Source organism: Parabacteroides sp. AF17-3 (assembly GCF_003635445.1).
Classification (GTDB): Bacteria; Bacteroidota; Bacteroidia; order Bacteroidales; family Tannerellaceae; genus Parabacteroides; species Parabacteroides goldsteinii.
On record NZ_QTMM01000005.1, the window covers coordinates 320,655 to 346,947 of the forward strand.

19 protein-coding genes are annotated in these 26,293 nt (G+C 43.4%); 6 read left to right on the top strand and 13 right to left on the bottom strand.

Going from position 1 to position 26,293, the window contains the following annotated elements:
- Nucleotides 1–4: 4 nt before the first annotated feature.
- The 12 genes from DWW91_RS08990 to DWW91_RS09045 form a co-directional block, all read right to left on the bottom strand.
- On the bottom strand, nucleotides 5–2,893 hold the full coding sequence (locus tag DWW91_RS08990) for a hypothetical protein (protein WP_122327507.1): 2,889 nt from the start codon (nucleotides 2,891–2,893) through the stop codon (nucleotides 5–7).
- 124 nt (nucleotides 2,894–3,017) lie between these two features.
- Nucleotides 3,018–3,764 (bottom strand): DNA-binding domain-containing protein, encoded by a 747-nt coding sequence (locus DWW91_RS08995; protein WP_122327508.1) that lies wholly within the window; start codon nucleotides 3,762–3,764, stop codon nucleotides 3,018–3,020.
- A 261-nt stretch (nucleotides 3,765–4,025) separates the two neighbouring features.
- Nucleotides 4,026–6,815, bottom strand: coding sequence for a hypothetical protein (locus tag DWW91_RS09000; RefSeq protein ID WP_122327509.1), 2,790 nt, complete (start codon nucleotides 6,813–6,815; stop codon nucleotides 4,026–4,028).
- Nucleotides 6,816–6,864: 49 nt separating this feature from the next.
- Complete coding sequence (locus DWW91_RS09005; protein WP_007656681.1) at nucleotides 6,865–7,824, bottom strand: FimB/Mfa2 family fimbrial subunit; 960 nt, start codon at nucleotides 7,822–7,824, stop codon at nucleotides 6,865–6,867.
- Between the two features lie 56 nt (nucleotides 7,825–7,880).
- Nucleotides 7,881–9,470 carry a DUF3868 domain-containing protein gene (locus DWW91_RS09010; protein WP_122327510.1) on the bottom strand — a complete coding sequence of 530 codons (1,590 nt, stop codon included), beginning with the start codon at nucleotides 9,468–9,470 and terminating at the stop codon, nucleotides 7,881–7,883.
- Nucleotides 9,471–9,481: 11 nt separating this feature from the next.
- A complete protein-coding gene (locus DWW91_RS09015; RefSeq protein WP_122327511.1) occupies nucleotides 9,482–10,018 on the bottom strand; it encodes a DUF3575 domain-containing protein in 537 nt (178 codons plus the stop codon).
- Between the two features lie 619 nt (nucleotides 10,019–10,637).
- Nucleotides 10,638–11,879 (bottom strand): site-specific integrase, encoded by a 1,242-nt coding sequence (locus DWW91_RS09020; RefSeq protein WP_122327512.1) that lies wholly within the window; start codon nucleotides 11,877–11,879, stop codon nucleotides 10,638–10,640.
- A 233-nt stretch (nucleotides 11,880–12,112) separates the two neighbouring features.
- The gene (locus DWW91_RS09025) at nucleotides 12,113–14,008 is read right to left on the bottom strand and encodes an AraC family transcriptional regulator (protein WP_233584444.1); all 1,896 of its coding nucleotides are present in this window, start codon (nucleotides 14,006–14,008) and stop codon (nucleotides 12,113–12,115) included.
- A gap of 8 nt (nucleotides 14,009–14,016) precedes the next feature.
- Nucleotides 14,017–14,241, bottom strand: coding sequence for a 4Fe-4S dicluster domain-containing protein (locus tag DWW91_RS09030; RefSeq protein ID WP_010803143.1), 225 nt, complete (start codon nucleotides 14,239–14,241; stop codon nucleotides 14,017–14,019).
- A gap of 44 nt (nucleotides 14,242–14,285) precedes the next feature.
- Complete coding sequence (locus tag DWW91_RS09035) at nucleotides 14,286–15,827, bottom strand: DUF6850 family outer membrane beta-barrel protein (protein WP_122327513.1); 1,542 nt, start codon at nucleotides 15,825–15,827, stop codon at nucleotides 14,286–14,288.
- Nucleotides 15,828–15,831: 4 nt separating this feature from the next.
- Nucleotides 15,832–17,004: a DUF4876 domain-containing protein gene (locus DWW91_RS09040; protein WP_010803145.1), complete on the bottom strand. Its 1,173-nt coding sequence runs from the start codon at nucleotides 17,002–17,004 to the stop codon at nucleotides 15,832–15,834.
- Nucleotides 17,005–17,034: 30 nt separating this feature from the next.
- Nucleotides 17,035–19,659, bottom strand: a complete 2,625-nt coding sequence (locus DWW91_RS09045; protein ID WP_122327514.1) for a TonB-dependent siderophore receptor — start codon at nucleotides 19,657–19,659, stop codon at nucleotides 17,035–17,037.
- 152 nt (nucleotides 19,660–19,811) lie between these two features.
- On the opposite strand from DWW91_RS09045, the gene DWW91_RS09050 reads away from it, so the two are divergent.
- The 4 genes from DWW91_RS09050 to DWW91_RS09060 all read left to right on the top strand — a co-directional run bounded on the left by DWW91_RS09050 (nucleotide 19,812) and on the right by DWW91_RS09060 (nucleotide 22,276).
- Entirely contained in the window at nucleotides 19,812–20,927 is a 1,116-nt protein-coding gene (locus tag DWW91_RS09050) for a helix-turn-helix transcriptional regulator (protein ID WP_122327515.1), read from the top strand.
- Nucleotides 20,928–21,122: 195 nt separating this feature from the next.
- Nucleotides 21,123–21,527 carry a LytTR family DNA-binding domain-containing protein gene (locus tag DWW91_RS09055; protein ID WP_122327516.1) on the top strand — a complete coding sequence of 135 codons (405 nt, stop codon included), beginning with the start codon at nucleotides 21,123–21,125 and terminating at the stop codon, nucleotides 21,525–21,527.
- A 71-nt stretch (nucleotides 21,528–21,598) separates the two neighbouring features.
- Nucleotides 21,599–21,736 (top strand): hypothetical protein, encoded by a 138-nt coding sequence (locus tag DWW91_RS27810; protein ID WP_010803149.1) that lies wholly within the window; start codon nucleotides 21,599–21,601, stop codon nucleotides 21,734–21,736.
- 12 nt (nucleotides 21,737–21,748) lie between these two features.
- Nucleotides 21,749–22,276 carry a contractile injection system tape measure protein gene (locus DWW91_RS09060; RefSeq protein ID WP_122327517.1) on the top strand — a complete coding sequence of 176 codons (528 nt, stop codon included), beginning with the start codon at nucleotides 21,749–21,751 and terminating at the stop codon, nucleotides 22,274–22,276.
- 116 nt (nucleotides 22,277–22,392) lie between these two features.
- Here the strand turns inward: DWW91_RS09060 and DWW91_RS09065 are convergent, their stop codons facing one another.
- Complete coding sequence (locus tag DWW91_RS09065) at nucleotides 22,393–23,136, bottom strand: NigD-like protein (RefSeq protein ID WP_010803150.1); 744 nt, start codon at nucleotides 23,134–23,136, stop codon at nucleotides 22,393–22,395.
- A gap of 226 nt (nucleotides 23,137–23,362) precedes the next feature.
- Between DWW91_RS09065 and DWW91_RS28305 the strand changes: the two genes are divergently transcribed.
- Nucleotides 23,363–23,485: a hypothetical protein gene (locus DWW91_RS28305; protein ID WP_255420027.1), complete on the top strand. Its 123-nt coding sequence runs from the start codon at nucleotides 23,363–23,365 to the stop codon at nucleotides 23,483–23,485.
- Between the two features lie 265 nt (nucleotides 23,486–23,750).
- Complete coding sequence (locus tag DWW91_RS09070) at nucleotides 23,751–26,174, top strand: DUF4906 domain-containing protein (protein WP_233584445.1); 2,424 nt, start codon at nucleotides 23,751–23,753, stop codon at nucleotides 26,172–26,174.
- Nucleotides 26,175–26,293 lie beyond the last annotated feature (119 nt).

The following is a 26,293-nucleotide window of genomic DNA, read 5'->3' on the forward strand; positions in this document are numbered from 1 at the left end:
ATTATTATTGTTTTTTCAATGTGATCGTTCTGCTTCCGCCATTCGGAATTGCACTGGTGATCGTGATCGTTATGTCTGCTGTTTCATCGCTATTTCCACAACCATTTTGTGTAAATTCGATTGCAGCAGTTCCGCCTTCAGCAATTTCGGTAGGCGATTCCGTATGATTCAGCCAGGTCGATGTATTTCCTGTGTAGGCAATCGTACTGCCCTTGTATCCTGTAACAGCGATTGCAATAGGTACATATTTATGAGTATTGTCAGATGCGCTCGTATAAATCACATTTATCTGATCCTTATTACTTCCGTCCAGCGTAGCGGCATCATTATCTGCACCCAGTGTAAACGCCGGTATCGGGTCTAACCAGGTAATCGTCAGCGTCGCATTACGGCTTTCAGCGCCTGCTGTTGTATTTTGGGCGATGACTTCCGTTGTTGCGGCTGTGAGTGCAGTGGCATTGTTTACTTCAATTTCATAAAGACCTTCACCTTTATTGGAAATCGTTAATCCGGAGGTTGTCTTTTCGAGGAAAGTCATTGCTTCCGGACAAGTTACTTTGATCGATATCTTACTGCCGTTTGCTTTGTACATGCTGGCTGTTGAAGCATAATCGGCGATAACCGGTGCTTCATTGAAATCACTTTTCGCCCCACCGGTGGCTTCTGCAAACTTCGGTTTGCTTGCTGCCTTGTGCATAGTAACCGTCAAGACTTCGCTTGTATTCAGCTTATTGGTGAATGTGATGTCGAAGTCTGTAAAGTCAGTGACTCCGCTGGTTGCTTTGACAGTATAAGTCATAACGCCATCGGTAACCGTTTCACCATCTATTGTCAGCCATTTACCGCTGGGGATATTGGCTGTTGCGCCTTCCGGAGCAGCGATCTTCAGGTTGTATGTGTTGGCTGCCAGCAGGTCGATATCTGTTTCTACCTTATAGGTCGAAGCATCCGAATGACTGATTGTTGCATACGTGGAATTATTTTCCAGTGTGGCGGATAATCCTGCAGCTACCGCTGTGACCGTCAGAGTTGTTTCGGCAGACGCTTCCTCGCTGTTCTGGAATTTGATTGCGTATTCATTACCGTCAGTCAATGCCTTTGCCACCTTGATCGTAAAGGTCGAGTAATAGCCTTCTTTTACAGCTTCGCCTTCCTGTACAAACTCTCCGTTTTCCGGCAATACCAGCTTGGTGCCTTCGATACACATCGCTTTTACTTTAATATAGCTGCCTACAACATTATACATATTGGCTGTAAACAGGTTATAATCGACCGTATTTCCGGTGCTGCCGTCTCCGCCTGTTGCCAGGGTCGGTTTAGCTTTCGGTCCGTAGAAAGTAAGTGTTGTCCAAAGAGCCGGATCGTAAGAGGCAGCTTCGTTGATGAAGACCACATTGACAGGCAGTTCGCCTGTCGCTTTATCTACAGTCATTTCGAAAGTAGTGTACCATACACCGTTCTCTTCTTTATATTCAGGCTTAGCAATTTCCAGCCAGTCGGGAGAGGCTGTTTTTGTCTCGGCGGCCGATTTTTCTACACGCACTTTACCGGTAGCGGCAATCGTTGTTTTAAATACGCTGCTTTCTTCTACGGTAAATGCTGTTTTTGAATCATTGATTGCTACCGGGATATTACCGGTTGTTGCCTCAAATCCGGTAGCTGCTTCAAACACCGGAGCATCATTATCCGGTTTCACTACAATACCGCCGCCCGATGTCCAGTCCACAACTTCAAAAGTACCGAATATATTACTCTGGGTCACATCCGTGATACGGAGTTTATAGCGGTTGTTGGCAGCTATCGCGATATATTCACCCTTATCGGCTCCTTCGGGGGTGCGGACGATAGGCACATGGTAAGTGACGTCTACCTGTTTGGAAGTTGCCGGACTTTTATACGTACCGTCAATGATCAGGTAGGTCTGATCCGTACTCAGGTTAGGGTAGGTGTAGAGCGCACTCTCGGTCAGACCTTCGTTGGCCCCGGCCAACTTGTCGAACTCGACGGCGGCATAGGGGGTGAGGGTTGTTTTCAGATCGGCTTCTTCTACCTTTTCAGGTGCCGTTCCCCAAAAAGCACCGACTTTACGGCCCTGTGCCAGCGTCAGTTTCTGAATCGTGAGGTTCGACTTGGAGGCCGTGTTGTCGATATCGAAACGGGCTACGATACGTTTCAGGTCGATATCGACTTTAGAGACACTGCCGCTGATCTTGGTCTGTCTCTCACTGGTCATCAGAAGCGGTGTAGCGATGATACCGCCGGTAGCGGCATCCGTACCCAGCACTTTGGTGAATGAGGCGCGGAAAGCAGTTTCGGTAGTTGCTGCTGCCGCATTGTTAATTTCAAAAACACCATCTCCGTTATCGGCCGTAGTGGCAGCAACCAGGGCACCGTTCCATGCGGTTTTTGCCGTACCGTCTTTCTGGTAAAATTCCCCGTCAGTCGTGGCATGACCTTGTGCGTCGATAGCTCCGTTGTTTGCGATGCAAAGGAGTTTGATGTAAGGCAATCCTTTTAACTCGTTCGGATAGATGGAGGCTTTCCATCCCGTTCCGGCGTCCTGCTTTTTGAAGTTGGTCTTCGGGTTACCGGAGGCGTCTTTGTCTTCTGAATCGAAAGCGGTGCCTTCGTCCCAGGTTTCCATGTAGTAGTAGCTGCCGGCTTGTCCGGTAGCAGAAGCGAAGAGATAGACCTGGAGTTTGTCTATCTTGTTTTCACCTTCAGAAGCAGTCGCCTTGGTATACTCCTGGCTCTCTCCGGTTCCGCTGAAGACGATCTGCAACTCGGAACGTCCGGCAATACCACTGGTGTCGCCTCCGTTTGTTTCATCGTCTGAACAGCTTGCTCCCAGTCCCGCGAAGGCAAGGAGCAGCATTAAACTTTTTACGTTCATGTTCGTTTGTTTTTTTGTTAAACAATATATGATTAATAAAATTTCGGGTTTTGTACAGGGTGGTTGTACAGTACTGTACAAGGAGGTTGTATAGCGTTGTACAATCACTCTGTACAGGGTTATACTATTCGATCTCCGGACGGTCGCCGCCACCTCCACCGCTTTCGCCAACATGGACCTCTACCGACGCCGAACGGGGGTCTTTGAGCAGCGTGCGGCCGCTATATTGGGTGGTGACGGTCAGTTCGTATTTACCGTCTTTCAGGTCGGAGGGGAGCAGCAAGATCAGTTCCGACGGATTGTTGGTGGTTATCTGGTCGGCATCGAGTTTAATCACGGCTTTGTCTTCGCCGGTCAGGGTAACGCCTATCGCTTCGTTGGTACCGACAACTTTGAGGTTGGCACCGCGCACGAAGAAGTTGCGTCCCGGTGTCATGGTACCGTCTTTCAGACCCGTCTTCCGGTCTTCCGTTCCGATGATGTACATCACGTCGGCCTTTTCGCCCAGGATAGCGATCGACGTTTTGGCACTTTCCTCACGAACCACCTTGTTCTGGGTAAAGGCCACGTAGATGCTGTTCTTTTCGGGATTCCACCGGCCATCTTCTGCCAGTCCCAGCAGGCGGGGCACGGCGTAGAACAGTCCGGTGTTGAGTTGCCAGCCGTTCATCAGCAAACGGGCACAGATGCGTTCGAAGAGAGTAACTACGTGTACGATCGTTTCAGGTCGCAGGCCGGTGTCTTCGGCACGCATTTCTTCGTAGATCTTGTTGATGTCGGCTTTACCGGTGGTTTCAAGGATAAAGATCTTGTCTTTGGGATCAGGGGTCACCGTATTGGGGGCCATCCATACTTTCAGTGTATTTGCCATATCGTTTAATATTGTGGTCCGGCACAGATAAAGTGCCGGACCGGTTTATACCAGTGTTTTATTTGTTTCAATTTCATATATAAATGCACACGAAATGCGGCACAACCCTTTGTCGGGGGCTGTGTAACGATCGGTGCATCTGTTATAGGTTACAGATGCGATTGCTAAAAAAACAATCCCATCATGTCAAAGAACACTTTTGTCAGAAATATAGCTGAAGCCTATTTCTGTTTACTTTCAATTAGTTGCCAGGTACTTATACTATTGTTTGATACAACGTACTTGACGCCTATCTGTTTTAGGATCGTATCCAACAGCGCCACTACTACTTCCAACAAACATATAGTATGCTAAACTCTCATTGTATTCATTTGATGACCAATGAGTGTGAGCTGTATTGAATACTTTGTTATTTTTTAACTCTTGATATCTACTTCCTGTATTCGTAGTAGGAAATGTACTATTTACCCCTACGATTTTAAACCATTCCGTATGAGTCGGTACACGCCATCCAGAGGGACATTTAGATGATAAGTTACTATTCCATTGACAACTTTCATCTGCATTTACTGGAGCAATATAATATCCTGAATATTTCCAAACATACTGACCTTTATAATCGCGTGATACATTTATGGAATAAGTGGCTGTTTTACTTTCATCCGACTTGTTTTTCACTCGGATGGTCGTAGAACCGGTATATTTAGCTGTAAATGTGAGTCTATTACCATTTTGAGAGATACTGGCAATATTGCTATTTTCAATCGTATAAACGAATCCGCCGGCAGGAGGTGTAACCGTAACATCTACCGATGTTGAATTTTCATTCTTTATATTAGCCAGCGTTCCACTGGTAGAACTCAACTTGGGTGCTGTAAATCCGGTGGGGATTACTTTTATTTCTTTATTTTCTCCGTTCGGTATCTTATTCGTTAGCAGGATAGTGGCCGGTTTCATGACACTACTTGTATTCGTACTTATTTGAGTAATCAAAATACTGCCATCTCCTTTTATTTCAGGGGTTGTAATATTGAACCATGGGGCGCCGCCTCCCCAGTCTTTTACTGAAGCCTTAACTCCTATAGCTGATGAATGTACACTAATCGCAGTGTTTCCACTGGTTGCAGCCTGTAGGGATATTTCATTATTTGCCGTAATCTCACTACTCAGTAAATTGATTGTAATCGCCGTTGTCAGATCGCTTATTCTGTTGTTTTGAAAAACAACACTACCTTCGCTATCACCAATGCCTGTATTTAATGATTCTTCTTTTATAGTAAGTTCGTAGGCGTTTTTTAATAGGGTTGTTTCAGTATTTTTTATCTCCAACCAGTCCGGTTTGCTTTTGATCGTTATTCCGTCCGGGCAGGTTATGCTTACATTAATTTTACTATCGACTACTTTATACATAGTTGCTTTTTGTTGCTTCACATCCAATGTATTGCAATTACCGGGAGCCTGCTGAATATCGTTTAATAGCGGTGAAGTGACTGCTTCAACAAACAAAACAGTTTCCGCCCCATTCATCGTATTGGTAAATCTTACAACGACGCGAGGAAAACGGGGTTTGTCATAATTCTCTTTTATAGTAAATTGGTAAGTGCAAACGGGTATGGTGGCTTTTGTTGTGTTTGTAATTGAAGGCTCAGAAATTTCCAGCCAATCGTATTGTTGCGACTCCGGACCGCCAGCATATGTTTTTTGTATATTCAATGCTGAATTGGTCTTGATGTTGATATCGATACTACTCCCAGTCTTGACCGACATATTGATGGTACGGGTATCCGGATCGTATACGGTTTCATCGGTGAATGTGGGAGGGATGGCCACGTCAAGTTCTCCGCTACCGTCTTCCGGTTTGTATTCGTCGATGTTTCCGTCATCCGCCCAATCAGCGACTGTTAATGTGAAATCCAGATGATAATCGTCTGCTTCGGTGATGCCGATCGTGTACCGGTGGTTATTATTTATTTCGAGAAAAGAGGAACTGCCATCAGCCGCCTGCTGTGTAAAAGGTATCTGGTAAGAAACCTCTTTGCTTTCTGTTTTATTTATTCTGTACAATCCTTTCAATGTGAGGAAACCGTGATCGTTTTTAGGCGAGGGATAAGAATAGAAAGCACCAGTCTGCATACCCTTATTCGCTTTTTCTCCGCTGAAAGTACGTGAGGGACAGGTGATGAGTTCAGCTGTGGCAGCTTCGGGAACCGTGCCGTAAATGCGTATAGGGAAGAAGGTCGCGCCGCGGCGGCCGTTGCCCATCGAGATCGATTGGATGGTGAAACGGGAAGTTTCCGCATTATTAACGATATCGAAACGTGCGGCGAGACGGGTGAGTTTGAATCCGGTCTGTACCCGGGCAGAAGAGCCGAGATCGGTCAGGTCGAGCGGTGTTGTCTGTGCGCCGCTCATAGCCAGCGGAGTGCACAGCGTATCGCCGGGTACCGTAGCCGACAGCAGTGCGGTATGATAGGTTTTGAAAATGCTTTCCGAAGGTTGTCCGAGTGCCACTATTTTCGCGGGATTATTGCCATCTGCTTCCGATAAGACCAGCGGTGTGAAGGCAGCATCGGTCAACGGTGTACCGTCGCCGCTGGCCGGGTCGACCAGCATCGTGTTGTTGGCGATGCAGTACAGTTTTACGAACAACCCCTTTTTCACTTTGAGCAGTCCTGTTGTCGTTTCGTCGTTATCGCCGTCTACCGCCAGTTGCAGTTCTTCAGCTCCCGCAGGCAGTGTAGCTTCTGCTTCTGCACGATAGGCGAAACGTTGGAGGAGGGTGTAGTTGTCACCGGCTTCGCTCTCGGAGGCAAACACATAGACATCGAGTGTTTCGATCGCATTCTCATCCGCCGTGGCAATGGTTTCCGCCTTGGTGGCGACCGGCTTCAGGGCCAACTTGTTTTTTAAAGTGAGCAACACTTCACGGCGTCCGGCATCATCGGTTCCGCCCGGCTCCGGCTGATTGCCGCCGGCATGTTGCGTCTCTTCCGAACAGCCTGCTAAAAAGGCTGCCAGCATGAGGGTGGTGCATTTTGTCAATAGTTTCATATTCACCTTGTTTTTAAGTATGTTTTATTGTTTCTGTTTTAATATTCAATTATCCGATCGTTCCGCCTTCATCCCAGTCTGAAGCCGTAGCCTGCGTCACAATAATTTTGTCATCGTATACACTTACCAGAAGATCAAATTCCTGCTCCATATTGGTATCCATGTTGACGGATTGTTTATTGAAAAAGAGGTTCAGATCCAAATCCTTAACGATCTGTTCTCCATCCTTCCAAAGGCTCCATAACTGGTGGGTGGAAGCGGTATAACGGAAGGTGACGAACTCTCCGATCACTTCTCCGTCGTAACTCAAAGCCGCCCTTGTCTCATGGTAGGTGATACCGCCTGTGATACGGGGAATGATATATTGCCCGTCCCCCGAAGGGATCGTAGCCTCATTGCCTCCGGTAAATCCGTAAACAGCCGGAATCCCTTTGAGCCGCATCCTGAAAATGCCGTCTGCGGGTGGTTCGCCTGTCATCCACCGCACCGTCACAGAGAGGACGGCATGGGCGTGGGACAGGTAAACGCGTCGACGCCGGGTCGCCCCGTTTTTCAGGGTGAATGCGGTTGTCCCGTAATACAGACGGCTTGTATTGCCCCGGTATCCGGGAGGGATACCCGTCTGTTGGGCACTGAGTGTCATTTCGTTCATATTCATATCATTTTCATTTTGAATTTGTATCGTTTCGTTGGCATTGCTTTCGTCCGAGAGGTTCCCCCAGAGAACCAATGTATAATCGCCGTCGGGCAGGTTGCCGTTCCAGCCTGCTACGCTGTCGCCTTTGAGGGTGATAGTGGCCAGCAGGTTCCCTTTTGCGTCGAAAAGGTATTGCCGGAGGTTGTCGACATAAGTCGGCAACGTATTTTCGGTGCTGCTACCCGCATACCAGTATTCCATCCTGACATTGTAAGGACAGACGGAAGGTTCGTCGCCAAATGAACAGCCTGAGAGCATGGCTGCCAGTATGCTGCATATCATCCAAAACCTTCCTGTCTGTATCCTTCCCACTACTTCGTATTATTAATATTAATCCAGTATGAATTTCTATTTCTTTTATTCGTCTTCTATTCTGTTAATCCTTCGGCAAATTGCAGGTTTCTGCGTGCCTTGCGGGGTTCAATCCCTACGGCTTTCCGGAACCAGACTGTCGCCCCTTCCGGATTTCCTTCCATCAGCATAAGCACGCCCAGATTATTCCAGGCACGCGGGTCGGCCTCTACTTTGCGGAGATATCCCCATGCCGATTTCAAATCGCCTGTCAGCATTACGGCGGAGGCCGCGTTGACGTTCGTTATCACATCGTCCGGGAAATGGAATGCCGCCACTTCGTAGACTTCGCGGTATTGTTCCGTTCCGGGACGGTAATAGCGGGCGACACCATACATTTCTTCCAGGCTCAGCAAGTCGGGATGGATATAGATCATCTCCGATGCTTCTTCGGCATTAAGGGCACGAATGCGGTATTCCACCACGAACTCGATACGCCTGAGCAAGGGAAAAAGCCTTTTCAGCATGTCTTTATAAGGAATGCCTCCCTGCAAATTCATCAACTGTTTTTCGCGGCCACTGAAAATGCCAAACCGGCGTATGATGTCGAGGGCTGCCGTATAATAAGAGGGTTTCGTGCTTAGCAGCAAATCTTCCAGGCCGTTCCAGTCTTCCGCCACGGATGAGACGTCGAACAGGCGGGCGGGGATGCCGTACGCTTTTTGCACATACCAGGCAAACAGCCTGGAACGGTCGGCTGCCAGCTTTTCATTATCTCCGTAGTTTCCGTCGGGCGAAGCATATCCTTTCACTTCTATACGTTCCAGTTCGGAGTAACCTTCGGCCAGGACCGGAAGCAAGCTGGCGTCGATCTTGCCGATCTCTTCCCGGTTGTTTTTAAAGTCGGGATATACTTCATCTTTGCCGAGCGGATAATCTATATAGAGGGTTGTGCTTTTGCTGCGGTGTTTGTTCTCCTGCTTCGGGTCGGGCGTGAGGAACGAGACCATCGACGCATAAGTATTGACATCTGCCGTGTTCAGGGAAATCTGTTCCCGCACTTGACGCGGGACATGGTTGTCTCTTTGAACGGGTTTGTCCTTATGCGATTCTGCATTGAGTGCAGGAATGGGGTTGTTTTTTGCGAGTTGTACAGTGGAAACCGACAGGTTGCGTTTCAACGTATCTACTCCCAGCAGTTGCAGGTCGCAACAGTCTTTTATTTCCTGGCGGAGCAGCAGGGAGGCCTGTTGCATCCAGGAGGTATAAGGAATGGATATCCGGTAACGGACATTTTTGGAACCGGTCCGGTTGTTATCGAGTAATATAAGATAAGGAATTTCGCGGTTCTCCGCAGAGGTTGCCAATGCACGTTCGCGGCGTTCAAAACGGAAACGTTTACCACCGGTGATCACAACGGAAGGTAATGTAATCTTTTGGGAAGAACCTTTCTTTCCAGCCAGTTCGGGGGTAAAGATAACGGCTGCCAATGAGTTAACATGTACGCTGTTCAAATCCATCTCCAGCCAGAGATGCAGACTGTCATTCTTCACGGTGACCGATTGGGGAACGATACGTATGCCTTCGGCTGCTATTTTTCCGGTAAGTCCGGAAAGACAGACAACGACGAAAGTAAACATTATTATATGTAGCAGATAATTTTTCATAAGGATAATCTTTAGCGCAGGAAGTAAATGATGGAGAATCCGAGACGGGTGGGACCTATGTAGCTGCGGGTGTAACTTCCTTCCCGTTCACCGCAATCGGCGCAACGGAATTTGTTGTATCTCATATAAGCATATCCGGCACCGATTATCGCTTCCAGTCCCCAACGTTCGCCCAATGCCCAATGGTAACCATATGTAACGCCACCACCATAGAGATCTCCCCGCAATATATGGTCTTTTAATCCGGATATAAAAGGTATTTGCCCGATGTTGAAATGTCCCCAATGTCCGTGTACACCGATAAAATGTCCTTCGAACTTACGACAAAACCAATAACGGACTTCGGGTTGAAAGAGATACATATTCAATTTCATGTCATTGCTAAATTTCCAAGCATTGTATGCTCCCCATAAATCGAGTGTGATCTGACGAGTGATTCCGAACTCAACGCCGACGTTCGGAGTTGTGGTTGCCCAGAATAATGTGTTTGTTTTCAGTGCGGTTTGCTGAGCGTGTATACCAGTAGGTAAACAATAAATAACAAACATTAGTATGTGTAGTTTTCTTAGCATATACCCTATTTATATTTTGATGGAAATGCGTTCCGTCTATTCGTAAGAGTTGGAACAGTCTTTCGTGCCAAATTCGAAAGGCTTTGATATTAATGACAATCCAATAGGATACGGAAGGGGAGGAATCTCCTGCTGTGAAACAATTCATGAAACAAATGGTCTTATTTCAAGATGGAATGGCTGATTATTAAGATGATTTGTGTGAAAAGTACGAGATACATCTGGGGCTTGTATTTAAAAGTTCAGAGATATGAATAAAATAACCGATTACAGAAAGGATGCAGATGAAAATCAAAGCAAGTTTGATGATCGGTATTGTGAAACAATCTGTAAACAACTGATATGCAGTAATTAAGATATCTATTTTAGTTGTAAAAAGAAGCAATTAGCTTCCTGGGAGAGTACAGATGAACACTCTGCATTTCCTTAATAATTGTATAATATTCAGGTTAATATTGAATATTATAGGTTCTTATGTTCAAAATAATATAGAAAACATTTGCTATTAAAGAAAACGTTACTACTTTTGTGACGTGTTAACATCACAAAGGAATATCCATTCCAACTATTACGAATAGACGGAATGGTAATTTACCTATAACATCCTCTTTTCGAAATAAGATTCAGCATGTCCGTTTCCTACAATTACTTTTCTATTAGCTCTATCCAATTTTGAATTATCAAGTGATGCTATATAGATGCGTGTAGTGTTGACGGAAGTATGCCCCATGCAATCGGAAATGACTTCCTCAGTTACTCCTTTGAGTTTAGCGATGCTTGCCCAACTATGGCGTGCCACATAGGTAGACAGGTGAGTGCCTATTTGATTTCCTAATATGTTAAGCCTTTTATTTTGTAGACGGAGGGCACTGTCGTATTCCTTCCAGGAGGCATCGGCATTTTTTAGCACCGGGAAAAGATAAGGTTGTCCGGGTTGGTGATATTTGCGTATGATTTTCAACATGACGGGAAGAAGTTCCACTTTAAGTACTTGGCCGGTTTTTCTTCGCACATAGATTAACTTATTGCCATGGATATTAGCCAAAGTAAGGTGAGCCAAATCTACAAAAGCCATCCCCCTGACAAAAAAAGAGAAAAGGAAGAGGTCGCGTGCCAGGCTGAGTCCCGGAGCATTCTCCAGGTTCAGGGCCTCCAGCTTGTGGAGATACTTTTCCGTTATAGCCCGTTTCTCTGTCTTATCGATCTTTGTATTGATGTTCCTGAAAGGAGAAGGGCGCTGCTCAATGACCTGTTCCCTGACGGCGAAGTTCCATACGGCTTTCAGATTCCTGCAATGGAAAGCAATCGTGTTTTTAGAGAGTTTCCTGTCTGTGAGGTATTTTTCAAAGCTGATGATAAGATCTTCGTCCACGTCCTTAATGGGAATATCTTCTCCCTGGAGGAAGTTGCGGAATGTTTTGTGAGTGTTCTGATAGTTACGAATAGTGGTCCCTGACCGCTGGCCTCTTTTCTTCTCAATGACCAGTTGAATGTATTCCAGCCATAGGGTGTAATACTTGCGGTTCCGGAAATCGTGGACAATCCTTTCGGCAGAGCACTCTTTTGTGTCTTTCAGATGCTGAACGATTTCCTCCATCTCTGCCAGGTTCCGTTCGAGTGCTTCTTTGATAAGCATCAGTGCCTTGATACGTTCGTTCCCTGCATCCGGAGGGATAAGAATGGTTTGCGTTGTTTCTATCCATTCCTGTTCTGTTAGTTTAAGATCCAGCACGACCCTTTTCACAACGCGGTTATAAATGATTTGCAGGAACAAGGGCATTCTTTTGCCGGGAATGGCAGAAGTTTTTCTTTTTACTTTTACTGATACATTTGTCATATAATTCTATTGTTGGTGGAATAATATAACAAATGTAGCTGTTAGATAGCCTGATGAGATATAAAAACAATTGCCGTCTGCTATTGCAAACGACAATTGAATAAGAAAGGATAAGTATGTAGTAAGGGATAGTTCTGCCATAAAAGTAGTTTATGGATATGGATTTATAACCATAATGCGGGTAGATGACAGATTTTGTTTGTAAACGGTACGTTATGGCGGTTAAGTTGCATTCAACAGAGGACAGTTTCCTCCGGATTTTGTTTCTTGGGATGCTGTTTCAGATACTCGTTAGGAGTAAGGCCGGTCTTTCGTTTGAAGTTACGATAAAAGGCATCGGTAGAGGCGAAGCCTGCTTCTTCGGCTAAATCGGATAATTTCTTTCCGGAATGGATCCGCCCAAGTAAATAATCAATACGGAAATCATTGATCCATTGGTTGTAGTTGTTTCCATAGCAGGTATTAATACATGATGACAGATATGTATGATTAGTTTTCAGCATTTCCGCCAGTGATTTAAGTCTTATGTCTTTATTAAGGTATAGTTTTTGGAGACGGACTTTCTCGTAGGCGGCATGGTAGAGTTTTTCTTCGGGGGTAAGAGATTTCTCTTTCTCCGGCGTAGCTGACGACTCGAGTTGTTCTGCTTCTTTTTCCTGTTTCATGATAACATCCAACCGTTTCTTCCGCTGATAACAAATGTAACCGACAGCACATATAAGGAAAAAGAATAAGATTGCACAAGTTGTTGAAACGACAACCATACGATGCGAGTTGGCCAATAAGGTTTCCTGTAGCTTGTTTTGATGCTCTAAATCGCTAATTTGCAGTCGACTTATAAAGTTTTTACTTTCACGTTCTTTGTCGGCTTTATTAATGATTTGCAGGAGGGAGTCCCGAAACATCAATAAATCAACAGCTTTTTCATATTGCTTGGTAGCCCGACAAAAAGAACTGTAGCGAGCAAGGGCATCCACTTGTTTTTCCATGCGACTGGGATCCTTAGCTGCCTTTTTCATCAAAGGCTCTACTAATAAAAAAGATTTACCTGCTTTTTGATAGTCACCACTTTGTTGATATAATGTAGCTAAAGAAGAACAAGTAGGTAAAAAATAAAAGGGGAGGGATGCTTTAATGTTATTCTTTTGAAGACGTTTAGCTTGATTCTGAAATTCTCCCATTGCTTTATCTAAAAAAACAAGGGCTGAATCTATATTGTGTTCCGTAATATATGTATCCGCAATATTGCAATTAAGAATCATTCCACTCCCGTTTTTTTTAGTCTGATCAATCTTTGTCAAATAGAGACGAGCGCTGTCAGGTTTTTGAAGTTCTAAATAGCACATTGATAATAAGGAATAAACAGAAGGAACGAATGAGATCATGGAATCTATGCCTATTTCATTTATATAATCCACCATCTCGGCATATTGTTTAGAATCAGTGAAGAACTTTATTAATTGTCTTGAACATTTATTTCTCAAATCTATAAGATGGTTATCTATTGCTAACTGATAAGCTTCTTTACATAAAGAAATCCCTTTTTCCTGATCTCCTAATATTCTTAAATGATTAGCTATAGTGAAAAGATCCTCTATTACAAGTTCAAGTTTGTCTGCTGCACGATGCTCTGCAAGCAATTCAAACCAAATTGGTAAATATTGTTTGTGTAGTCCTCTTCTCCCTAACAAAATTGCTTTTATTTTCTTTATTTCCCATTTCTCTTTTTGTGAAAACGAATAAGTAGTCTCCAGATTTTCACTTAGTTGAATACCCTTTGTATCTGCATCAGGTTCTCTCTGCTCACTTAATTTTTTATACAAACTGAGTAATCGCAATAATATTTTCTTTTTCTCTTTTTTTGAAATAAAAGGAAGACCTTCTAATAAAATACGTTCTTGTTTTTGTATTCCACCTGTTTCTTTTTCATCCCGACAGGATATTCGGAGCAAGATTGCCGCTTGTTGTCTGGATGGTAGTTTTTGTACATCATGCCATAAAGAATCAAATGATGAAGATAAAATAGGCGTTATTGCCAACTCTTTATCCAGCATATCGGTTTTGTTCTGAATTTGATTTGTACAGCCAATGCACATGAAAATAAAAAGAAACAGATGAAATGCTTTCATAGATCTGATTAAGTCAGTACAATAGCATCGGAAGCACAGGCATCAGCGCAATCACCACACCAATCACATTCAAGCTGACTGCAAATTATTATTCTTTTATCTTTGATACTAAGTAGTCCGATTTTACATGCATCCACACACTCGCCACAGACATTACATTTTTTGTAGTCAATAGTCCACATTGTTTTTGGACCATCACCTTCACTAATTGTTTTCCCTTCGTTGTTTTTCATTGTTTTGTTATTTTAAAATTGTTTGCCAAAACTACACATTCTATTTAAAATAACAAACCAATATTAGCTGTTATTTTTTTTGAATCGGTATAAATCGTATTATCAGGCGTCTTTTCAAAATCAAAAGCCAACTGAATGAACCAACGAAAAGATGTTGATCGTGTATATGTAATAGAAGAATGTAACCCCCAACGTGACATTGTTTCATAATCGAACACCTGTTGTAATCTACTGTGACTCTGCCATAACGTAATTTCCGGAGCACTTTCATTGGGTGATAATTGTTTTTCATCCATAATCGATCCTCCACCTTTTCCATACTGACCTCCCAGAGATAAATCGAGGGAAGCATCCGGCAATAAAATATTTTGAACAAACGTAGTATGGACTGTAAATCGATGAATCGGTTGCGTGTATTCCGCCGGATAAAACAGCAGAGCCGTTTTTGCCTGACGATACGTAATTCCTGAAAGGATAGAGAAACGGGAATGCCAGACATCACGCAACTGATAATATCCGTAGGTCAGAGCATACCGGCTTGTGCGTCGGGTAGAACGAAGTAACCTACCGTCCGATTGCCAGGTATTGTATTCCACCTGATGTTGTAACGGGTCAAAGTTATCAGCATGATTAAATGTAGCCAACCATTCCCATTCATGCCTGTGGTCAGGGCATACTTTTTGCAGTTTACCTTTGTACTCCACCTGCCAGCTATCTGTTTCGCCTTCTTTTTTATTTTTTATACGGTCACTCTCTACGGTCTGCGAAGCAGCACCTCCGCTAATATCTTGATATAATTGGAAAGAACCACTGTTGAAATGAAGCTGTAAGGCTCCGCCAACCTCCTGTCCTGAATAATACCAGTTTACATTTTCACCCCACGATAAGGTTTTAAAGAATCCAAGGGGATAAGCGACCAGGACAGGATAAGTGGTATGACTTCCCATATTCTGGTAATTAACGGTTTCCTTTCGGCGGACATAAAGCAGAGAGGCGCCCAGGTGCAGGTTTCCGTACAAGTATCCTACTCCCGGAGTAAGTCGCCATTCCATCCACTGATTTTTATTTCGTGGATCAGTGTCTTTTGCAGTCAGTTGTACCCGATAATCTGCTTTTGCTCCCAACAACCAGCGCGGATGGACCGGCAGGGAAAAGCCACCGGCTAACTGATACTCTTCCGAACGCTGTTTTCCACTAATGGAATCACATAAGTTCACGGCTTGCCAGTAATCGCCTGTCATCCCATTCCAGTTCTGTTGCCGATTCTGAAACTGTGTATAGCCTATCTTTCCATAAATCGAAACTTTATCCACCGTTTGAAATGATTCGCTATACACAGAATATATATCTGCTGAAGCCGGAATACTGACGTTGCCAAAATTCCCTTTATGATGGCTATAACTCGCTTCCGCCACTGAGAAAGAACGGAAACGGTTGAACGACAATCCCACAGGATTAGTCCCGGTCAACCAGTAGTTTTGTCTGTACACTTCTTCTGTAGAAGGTATAGATAACGTATCGGTTTGAGCGGAAACCGTCATTGATAACGAAAGGAATAATCCGAACAGTATTTCCCGGCTTCTCATGCCTTTATTTTGTTTTTAGAGTAGCTAAAGTTACTTCCATATCTTCGGCTGAATTATTCGTGTCCTGATAAACAGCACGTCCGTCTGTCGTTCCTGTTTTCTTCCGGATAATCGACCGGCCTGAATACCGGTCGCCTGGAATATAGCATTTCCCATTGTCGAGCCCATTAGGTACTCGTTTAGGAGAATTGACATCCTTCACGCATTCTATACAGTCTATTACCCATTCCTGAGGAACCATCAGATAACGTTTTTCCTGATTCGACGCTTTGGGCCGTGGTTTACGGTTATCCGGGTCCTGCACATATTCTTCCGGAGAATCCTGCAAACTGAACACCATAAACGTAGGACCAAAAACAGGGAGGGAATACATCACCAATGACGGATTCAGATTGGCAAGCAACGTCATCGGTTTTACACCGGCTGCAATTGTTTGCCGGTCAAGAGAAACATCCCAGAATCCCCAATCGACTCCGGACAGGTCTACGGAATTGGCATGCTGATATTCGCCACTCGTGTGATCCACCGCATTCGTGGCGATGGTTATTTCTTCTCCCGGTGCCAAAGGATATTCCTTGCCACTTCCCGGAAATTGCCAGGTCAGATCATTTACCGGAATCCGTTTCATATCCGTATAGTTCATCCAAGGGGATTCTAGATTATTACCCGGATCTACAATACCGAGACACAAACCATCCAGATAGATTGTCTGGTCCGAATTATTATATAAGGTTACATACTGGTCATCCTTATATTCTTCATTATTTAATCCCTTGCAACCACCAAAGTAAATCTCTTTAATAACGAGGGCACTGGTTTTAGCCAACGACAGAGGAAGTTCTATAACCCCTTGCGCTTCATCCTGGTCAGAGAGCAGCGATAATGATTCTATTCTTCCGCTAAAAACAAGCCCGGAAGCAGCCTGATAATGTACCGAAGCAGCGTAGTAACCAGGTTCAACACTAAATAAAGCTTGTCCTGTCGATGAACAATGCAAAGAATACACCGTTCCCTGATCTTTGTTGGTCAGTGTTACTTCCATCTCTTCATAAGGCAACGTGGAATAACCTTCGGGAGGTAACAGCTGAATATGAACACTGGAAGAACGATTCCCATCTTCCGAACAGGAAGCAAGGAAGAATACTAAAACAAGTAATAAGTAAAAACCTTTTTTCATTTGATATTTGTTTTCGATATTAAAACTCTTTTAAAACCGGATCGTCATCTCGGCTCCATAATATAAACCGGGATTTTGAATCGTATACTGTTGTGTACTGCGGGTATATTTCTTTGGATTCGATTGTGTGAAATTATTGGCACAAAAAGCCACCGATACATAGCGGCCTATATTTTTCGTCACCCGGAGATTCAGCAGGAAATAAGGGCCGAACGAATCCTCCTGATACCGGGTCTCTGTCCCTGCATCCAGCACCAGGTCTGCGAAACGTTTATCGTTTGCCATTTCTGGAGTGAACGGATGCTGTACGCCTTCGCTATCCATATAATATACCGGGTTAAGATGTTTATGGTGCTCGGTGTCGGTCATCGGATCTCCATCTATCCGGTTTCCGTTATCATCAACCAGATAAACGGGATTATTGTAATTACTCTCCATGCCACGGCGTTGTTTATCCATCCATACGGCTTGTAATGTCAACGTGGTGATCAGACCGATGCGGGGTAATTGGGTAATGAACTGGAAGCGGGTATTGAATTGTTTCCATATCCGCAGGTTGGAAGCAAAGTGGTCCGATTCGTAAATGCCAACGTACGGATATGATTTGCCACTAAAATCTGCCTGTGGATATATAGCCGAAAGGGCGGTATTCTTTTCATGCAGATTCAGATAGCTGCCGCTGATAAGCAGCGATGTGTGCAAAGGGTTCCAATGTCCTACGTCGAGCGTATATTCAATACCTTGTTTCAATTGCTCGATACCATTCTCAGGAGAGGTGTAAGTGGCAAAAGTCGCATGAGTAGTGTAGGAGAGAGGCTTCCCGTTGTTCACTATGCCATCGGAGGTCAGTTCGGGATGTTCTCCCCTGCCGATCAACTGATCGTAACGGCGGTATGTAAACGGTTCAGCTTGCTCTGTCGTGCTGAACCCGTTGCGAAGATGTTCCCTGAACCATACGACATCGGCTGTCATTTGTCCGAGTCGTAAATTAAGTCCCAATTCTAATTTCCGGTTTACCGGCAGGCGCAGATCAGGATTAAAAGTCCGGCCGGTCACGAAAGTATGCATTACGGTCAGCCGTTCGCCGTTCTCTATGTCATTATAAGTGAAGCAGTTTTGATCGGTATAGGATTTGTCCGGATATAAATACGCCAATACGGGCATCTTATGCATCAATCCCCAACCGGCACGTATACTGAGATGTTTCAGCATAGCATCGTCTTTCCGTTCCACCAGGATTTGCCTCACATTGATACGCGGGTCTGCTGCCGGAGCATAGTGTAACGCCTTTGTTTGCAGTTTGGTAAGACGTACACCCAGCTGTAGCTCAGTCCGCATCTTTCCTGAATGGAAAGTGACTTTATCTTCAGTGAAGGCTGTATATTGATGTACGAAAGGAATGCTGCTAAAAGAGCGGGTACGCATCCGGAGCATTTCCAATGTCGGACGGAGCGGATCAAACCGAATGCCTTCTCCACGGTTACCTTCCGTTCCTATTTCCACACCTGCCATGAAATGATTATATACATTATTATATAGCGTATTCCTGAGATTTGCCGTAAGTGAAGCATCCGCAGATAAAGGTTTCCCTTCTACCGAAAGGTCACTGAAATAGTTGGGTGCCAAAAAGACGTCCGCCTGTTCACCCGGCAAGCGGGTATAAGTAGTAACTTGCTGCGTTCCCGAATAGTATGTGCTCGATTTGTTCTTTTGACAACTGTAAGTCAGCCCGGCATGATACTCGAGATTCGAAATCCAGGATTTGTTCAAATCCCACCGGCCGTTTGCCGAAAAGGAGAAACCTCGGTTGAAGGCTTTCTGATATTCTCCGTCAATCGTATTACGTCCTCCGCCTCCTTTATCCTGTATCCAGTATCCCCGCAAATTGGTACGGAGTGTTGCTGTTTCAAAATCTTTCGCATGAGCAATTTGAACACCTACCCGTTGAAATGTCTGTTCCGGTAACCGGGGATCTTGTGATGAAAGTGCATAATCTGCTCCCAGATGGAGAATGCCTCCATGAGTTCCAATTTCCATTCCTTTACTTATGGAAGCCAGTTTTTCAGTAGCCGTGAAGCGGAGTCCCACTGCATAGGGTTGCACCCCAGCCTTTGAGTTTACGAGTACTATGCCGCTGGTAGCATCCCCATAGCGGGCAGAAGGTACACCGCGTATTACCTCTACAGACTCGATGGAAGCCGGAGAAATCGAACGTACATCAAATCCGGAAAGGACCGAACTGTTAAAGAGACTGCCTTGCCCTTCAAGCCCGAGCTGCTGCATATTCATATTATTGTTCATTCGCATTCCATCCACCAGTATGGCTGTTCCCAATGCATTTGTCGTATTCTCGTATGTAGCACTGCGGATCGTAAAAACTGCCGGAGAATTCAAATCGGGATTGCGGGTAAGTACGCCAGGCAATAATTGGGACAGATCAGACAGGTCGGTAGCTTGTATATGGCGGATCGCATCCTGACCAATCAATGAACTGGTACCGGGGGCATCAGGCTGGGTTGCTGTGACAACCACCTCCCGAAGCCGGACGTTACGGAGAGTGTCGGATGGTGCCAATTGTTCTTGCCCGTTAATTATCAACGAACAAAAGATGAAAAATAGTACCCCTAAAGCTTTCGTACAACAAATCTTACTCATCTTCTCACCTTATAGATAACCTAGCATTAAAGCCTTACGGCAGCACAAAATAAGTTATTTTATTTTGTACAATTACTGTCTGAGGATAAAAAAATCAAAGAAAGCTGCATTTCTCAACTTTAGTCAGTACATTTGTGACCAACAAGTTTATTATGTCATTACTACTATTTAAGATATTAGTTATTTGTACCTCCTTACTCGCCTGGGCTGTTTTAATCATTGCCGGGATTTGTTTGCTACAATATAGCAGATATAACAAAAAGGTCATACTTTTAACTTCCATAGCATGGGTTCTTTGTTTAGTTTCTTTTTATAATAGCTGGTATGAAGGACTCTTTCTTTTCAAAAAGATCGCTCTTATTCCCAGCGTGAACAGTTGGGCTTTCACATTACTTACTCCTTTGTTTTACCTGTATTTTCGTTTCAGGATAACTAACCAGTTACCCGATGCACGGCAATGGAGACGGCATCTGCTTCTCCCTGGAGTCTTGATCGGCGTTTATATCGGGATGACTTTGTTCAATCCGGTTCCCGATAAGCTAATTTATAGCTGGTCTGAATTCGGACTCAATAGTTCTGTCTGGTGGCCCTATTTCCGTATTGGTTGCTATTTATCTTTAGCTGTACAATTATTAGTTTATATTCCACGTATTTTGAATGGAGTAAATGATGATAATACTCCACAAATGCAACTTATTAGAAAGGACTTATTCTATCTTTTATGTTTCTATCTTATTTCTATAATAAGTATGTTTACTTCCTGTTATGTATGTAATATTCTATATAATATATCAACTATTTTTATAGGTGGATATCTGTTGAATCAATCTGTATTTTACCGGACTGTAAAACGTAAAATAGTTTTTTATCTATTACCCCATTTTTTCACCAAAACCAGACAGAAGAACGAGATCCCCATTCCACTTACTCCGGAAAAAGAAGAAGAGGAGGTGATCCGTTTATTAAAATCACCCAAATACTTGCATAATCCTAATTTGACACTTAAAATATTAGCAAGTGGACTGGGTATGAATGCGACTTCGTTAAGTTTATATTTCAGTCAGCAGTTGGGAATGCGTTTCCCTGAATATGTAACCGCTCTTCGTTTGGATGAAGCGGAGATATTACTTTTGAATTCAGATATAAAGGTGATCGATGTTTCTGAATTAGTCGGTTTTCAAACGTCATCATCATTCTATCTGGCTTTCAATACCCGACATCATATGCCTCCTTTGCAGTGGAGAAAGAAAATGAAGGCGAAGTCCTGACAAAGGTATTCTCAAATTATATATTTCTTTCTTAAATCGTAAACTTATACCATTTGATATATAATCATAGTCTCTTGTTAATCAATTAAATATATGTAAAATTAAATAAGAAATCCATTGGAACTATCCGACACCCTTTCCTAGTACCTTTGTATACATAACCGGGGCCCATAAGCCTCTTTAATATGATACAAAATGAATACACTCAACTTTGAAGAACGGACATTACAGGAGGCTACAGCCAATGTTGTAGGAGGTGTGGATAGAAACGTAGTGGATAGTATATTTATCAGAATACAGGATCACTTCCGAAAAATATTGTTTAGTGATATCCTCTATATAGAAGCATCAGGCAGTTATTGCACTTTCTATTTACAGGCAGGTGCTAAAGCGACAGTTGCATACACACTGACGGATACAATGCAACATCTGTCGAAAGATTTGTTTATCCGGGTACATCGTTCTTATATTGTCAACAAGAATCATGTCGTTGGTTATATCGGTAATATATTTTATATTGGCGATCAAACGGTCCCTATCGGCAGACAATATAAAAAAGATGCGTTATCTCGTTTCAATATGTTGGGAACAATTAGTTGAATAACAGATCTAAAAAACAATTGAATAAAACGAAGATTGTAACCTAAATTGTTAATATAAGAACGATAATTATGGTAGAACAAAAACAAGATACTACAGATGCTTATGCGATAAAACTTGATGCGCCTGCTTTTTTGGAAAACAACAAGGATGAAGTCGAACTTGAAACTATAGAATTCACATATGATAAGTTAGAACGTAAACAATAAAAAATTATTACAATGGAAAATTCAAATGCACAGATTTTTAAAGTGAAAAATGCCGGGATCGTTTTAACAACTCCCTTTTTACCAATGTTTTTTTATCGGTTAGGATATTTAGCGGATTCCCGTAGAGAGTTTATTGATAAAGAAAAGCAGATTCGGGGAATTTTTTTGTTACAGTATCTGGCTACATATTCATTAGAGGTAAAAGATTCTGAATTAATGTTATTTAAGATAATGTTAAATTATCCGCTATCCGATCCCTTGCCTTGCAATATTGAACTGACAAGTAAAGAAACTTCTTTAATTGATGAACTGTTGAACAGCCTAAAGATAAATTGGAGTAAAATGAAAAATGTTTCTAATAGAGGCTTTCAGGAAACATTCCTGAGACGGGAGGGAGTATTGGAGGATATGTCAGATTATTGGAACCTGAAAATGGAAGAAAAACCTTACGATGTTTTGTTGGATTCAGTTCCCTGGTTATATTCAATGGTGAAATATCCTTTTCAGGAAAAACTTATACGGGTTAATTGGAGAAATTGATATTCTTTCTAATATAGAAAAAAGACATTATTATATGTAAACAAAAATGCTATGTCTCACTTAAGACATAGCATTTTTGTTTTAGCAGATTTAATCTGCTTCGTCTGTTACACTATTCATTTTAAATTCAGCACACTTTTATCGCCTGTAATTTCTACTTTTGCAGGAGTAGATTTACGAGTGCAGTAGTCAAACTCTGCCGATTTATCGCCGCTGAACGATTTCCATTTCAGTTTCAGCTTAACAGTCTTACCTTCTGTGTCCGGCAGTTCATCCAGTTTGAAAGCGACCAATCCGTCACCTTCCGTTCCGTAGACATCTCCGTAAGCATTGTGACGAAACTCTACTTCATAAGGATTAGCCGGATCTTTACTTACCAGTAAGTTTACGAAATGAGCCTTGCTACGATCTCCCCACAATGTTCTGAAACGGAGTGTCAGGTAGCCATCTTCTGCAATTGTTACCCAGTCCTTAATCATTTCTACCGGGTCTGTTCCATATACAGAATCGTTATCCACTCCCAGATCCGGAGCGATTTGTTTTGTCAGAATACTGTCTATCCAATTAACATGGACAGCTTTAGTATAGCCTTCACTAGGTTCGTTTACCACACTGAAATTGACCAGTGCTCTAACTTCTTTATCTCCGTAAGGCGAAGAAGTCAGGTTTGCCGGTAATAATGTTGTTGAGTCATCCAATTGCAGGAAGAATGAGTTATCACTAACCGGTTTTACTGTCACAAGGGCGTTTGGCGTTAGATACCCATAATAATAGTTATCATCATCATCCAAACAAGATTGAAAGGTTAAAGAAGTAAATAAAACTCCCGTGGCCATTAAAAATAATTTCAACGTCTTCATAGCTTAATATCACTAAATTATTAAATGTTTATACCAATGAAGATGGATAAGAGCCTGAAAATGCTGCAAGAGAAGTTGATAAAATATATTAATAGAAATTTATACACCTATTGTATCTCCTGATCAAAGAGAAAAGGTATGCCTTGTAGTCCTGCGAAAGATTGTGCCACTTTTTCATGTGCCTGAACGTGATTGTTAATGTGCGTAAAAAAAGGAAAGAGAGTATATGAAAAATACGGTAAAAATAAAAAGCGGAGAGTTTGAACGACAGTTTGAATCTCAACGGGAAGCGAAAAAAGTGAAAATACCTTTCTTTTATAAGAAAGAGAGTCTGTATCAAAATGATTGATAATCTAGCGTTATCAGCGGCTAAAGTAGCAACTTTTAACGACCGGGGCAAGGTTTTCAGGTAGTATTTTGCTACAATTTGATAATATTGAAATAACGCCATCCTTTTGGGCGTAGAAGTTTTTTGATTTACTGCAGAGTGTAATGTGTTGAAAAACAACGATTACACGGATAGCGTCAGTCCCAACTCTCTTTCTTATAAAAGAAAGAGATTCTGACGAAATGTTAAAACGGCGCTTTTGATGTAGTAAATTAATGATAAAAGGATGGCAAGTATAGGACAAAAATTAGAAACGAAAGGAGTTATTATGACACTCTTATCACTGGTATTAATAAGCACAGGTTGCGAAGACAAAATCGACTCTCCGACGGTAAATCCGTCGGAAGGAAAGACGGTGGAAGTAACGCTCAATCTCGGTATTGCCGACGAAGAAGACGGGGAAGGAGCAACCGCTTCGCCGACCAGTAAGGCAGGTAGCAACAGCCGTTCGGCTTTGGAGGCCGTTCCTGTTTATGGTATGCAGACCAAATCAGGAACAGATATTCCTGACAAACTCTACAATCTGGAAATCTGGCAATATGATGGAAGTGGAAAGCAGATTGGCGGTAAAGCACTAGGTAACGTCACTGTCGGTTCAACTTTTACAGCTAGCCTGAAGCAGGCAACCGGATGCAAACTTTTGCTTGTCGCCCGGGGGGCTTCCGCCGATTTCGGATCACTATCCGGTAAAACATTATCTGAAGTGCAGAACATGACAGTGAAAGCGAAGGAAAGCAATATCAATGCCATTGCGCCCAATGCTATCGGTAACAGTCTGGCCAATATGACTTATTACCTCTATTTGGAAAACGTCAATATCACCTCCGCCGGTAAAATCGAAAGTCCGGCAGGCCAAGACGTCCGCCTGTTGCTCAAACGGCTGGCCACAAAAGTAGAATTAAACTGGACTTTTGCCTCGGACATGACTCAAAAAGGCTATACCCTGAAAGAAGTCAAACTCTGTCAGGTTCCTGCCCATTACCGCTTGATCCCTCGAACAGAAGAGACCAAATGGGGCAACGTCTATCCGAGCTCCGTTGCCGAGTTTGTCGATGTTTACCGCTTGACAGGAACAGAACTGGATAATGCCAACAGCGCGAAGACCGTTTGGATTCCCGCCAATGCCCGCGGCATATCTTCCTATTCCAATTCCCCTTATTACCGTAATAAGACGAACGCCAACCCAGCAGCCACTTATGCCGAGTTTGTGGTAGACAACAGCGAAAAGAAAGAACGCCTCTACTACCGTGTCTATTTAGGCGGCAACGAAACCGACGATTTCAACCTACTGGAAAATACCAACTATCATTGGACAGTCAATATCAATAAGGCCGACTATGTCAACGACCCACGCATCCAGTTGCTCGACCAGACACCGGTAAAAAGCACCAATGAACAACCGACTTCCAACTGCTTCATGATGCTTCCGGGTACGAACATCTGCTTTAACCCCTATAAACATGAAGCGGGAGTGAATGGGTGGAATACCGAACTGACAACCGATGGTTCGATCAAGGATGGAAAAGAAATTAAAAAGGTGAAAATACTCTGGCAAAACAAAGATGCCGGAACCAGTGGTGAACTGGTAATGGGTTATCCGATAAGTGAGAGTGACCACAGTAATCTGGTGAAACTCACGAATGGAGATATTGCGAAAGATGCACGTATCCATCTGAAAGTACCCGTTACCAACGGAGGAAACGCTTTGATAGCCGCATATGGTACGGATGACAAAATCGCTCTCTGGAGCTGGCATATATGGGTTTCAGATTACGTGCCGGCATTACTTGGGAGTTTTACTGCTGGTGATGCTACTAGCCGGACCAAGGCTATCGAAGCAGCTCAGAATACCACCCGGGGCGGAATAGTACATACTTATCAAGGTGCCAGCTGGACACAAGAGTCGGGTGCTTTCTATAAAAAAGTCATCATGGACCGTAACCTGGGTGCTATCCGTGCTGTCCCGGCATTGGAAAGTGATCTGGAGTCGGCCCGTACGTATGGCGTTCTTTACCAATGGGGGCGTAAAGATCCGATGCCAGGTTCGGCCGATGGCTCTTATGAAGAAGCCAATACGATCTTCAATGCTGACGGATATACGATACCGTTAGGCAAGGAAGATGGAGGAAGTCTGGCGAATTCTATTGCCAACCCATCTACTTTTTATCGTAAGATGTATTTAGAGAATGGATTATGGGGACCGTCAACGAAGACGATCTATGATCCTTGTCCGAAAGGGTGGAAAGTGCCGGATTTCTACAACGCTACAAATTACACAATGTTTGATGGCTTTGCTTTTGGCAGTAATCTGGCGTTGGTGAACAATAAAAAATGGCTTACATCTCCGATAGCTGAGTCAGCTGCGGTGATAAAGGCAACCAACGGGCTTTTATACTTATATCCAGGAGAAACGTATGCGGACTATTCTTGTAAATCTGTCTGGTTTCCGATGTATTGGATGAGAGAGGCTGGAACAGGCCTGTTGAGAACAAGTGCCGCTTGTTTTGTGATGTATTCTGCGCATGAATCATCGAAAACAACATACGTTTACTATACGGAAATCAAAGCGCATGGCGCTTTGATTCTGACAAATGATGATAAAGCAGTTAAAGCTTACGGCATGTCTGTTCGCTGCATTCAAGAGAAATAAATTAGACTCCGGCTCTATGCCGGACTAAATAAACAACATTAGTATTAACAATTAAACATGAAACATCATGGAAGATTACAACAAAGAGTATTACTGGGAATTTTATCTGCGTGATAACC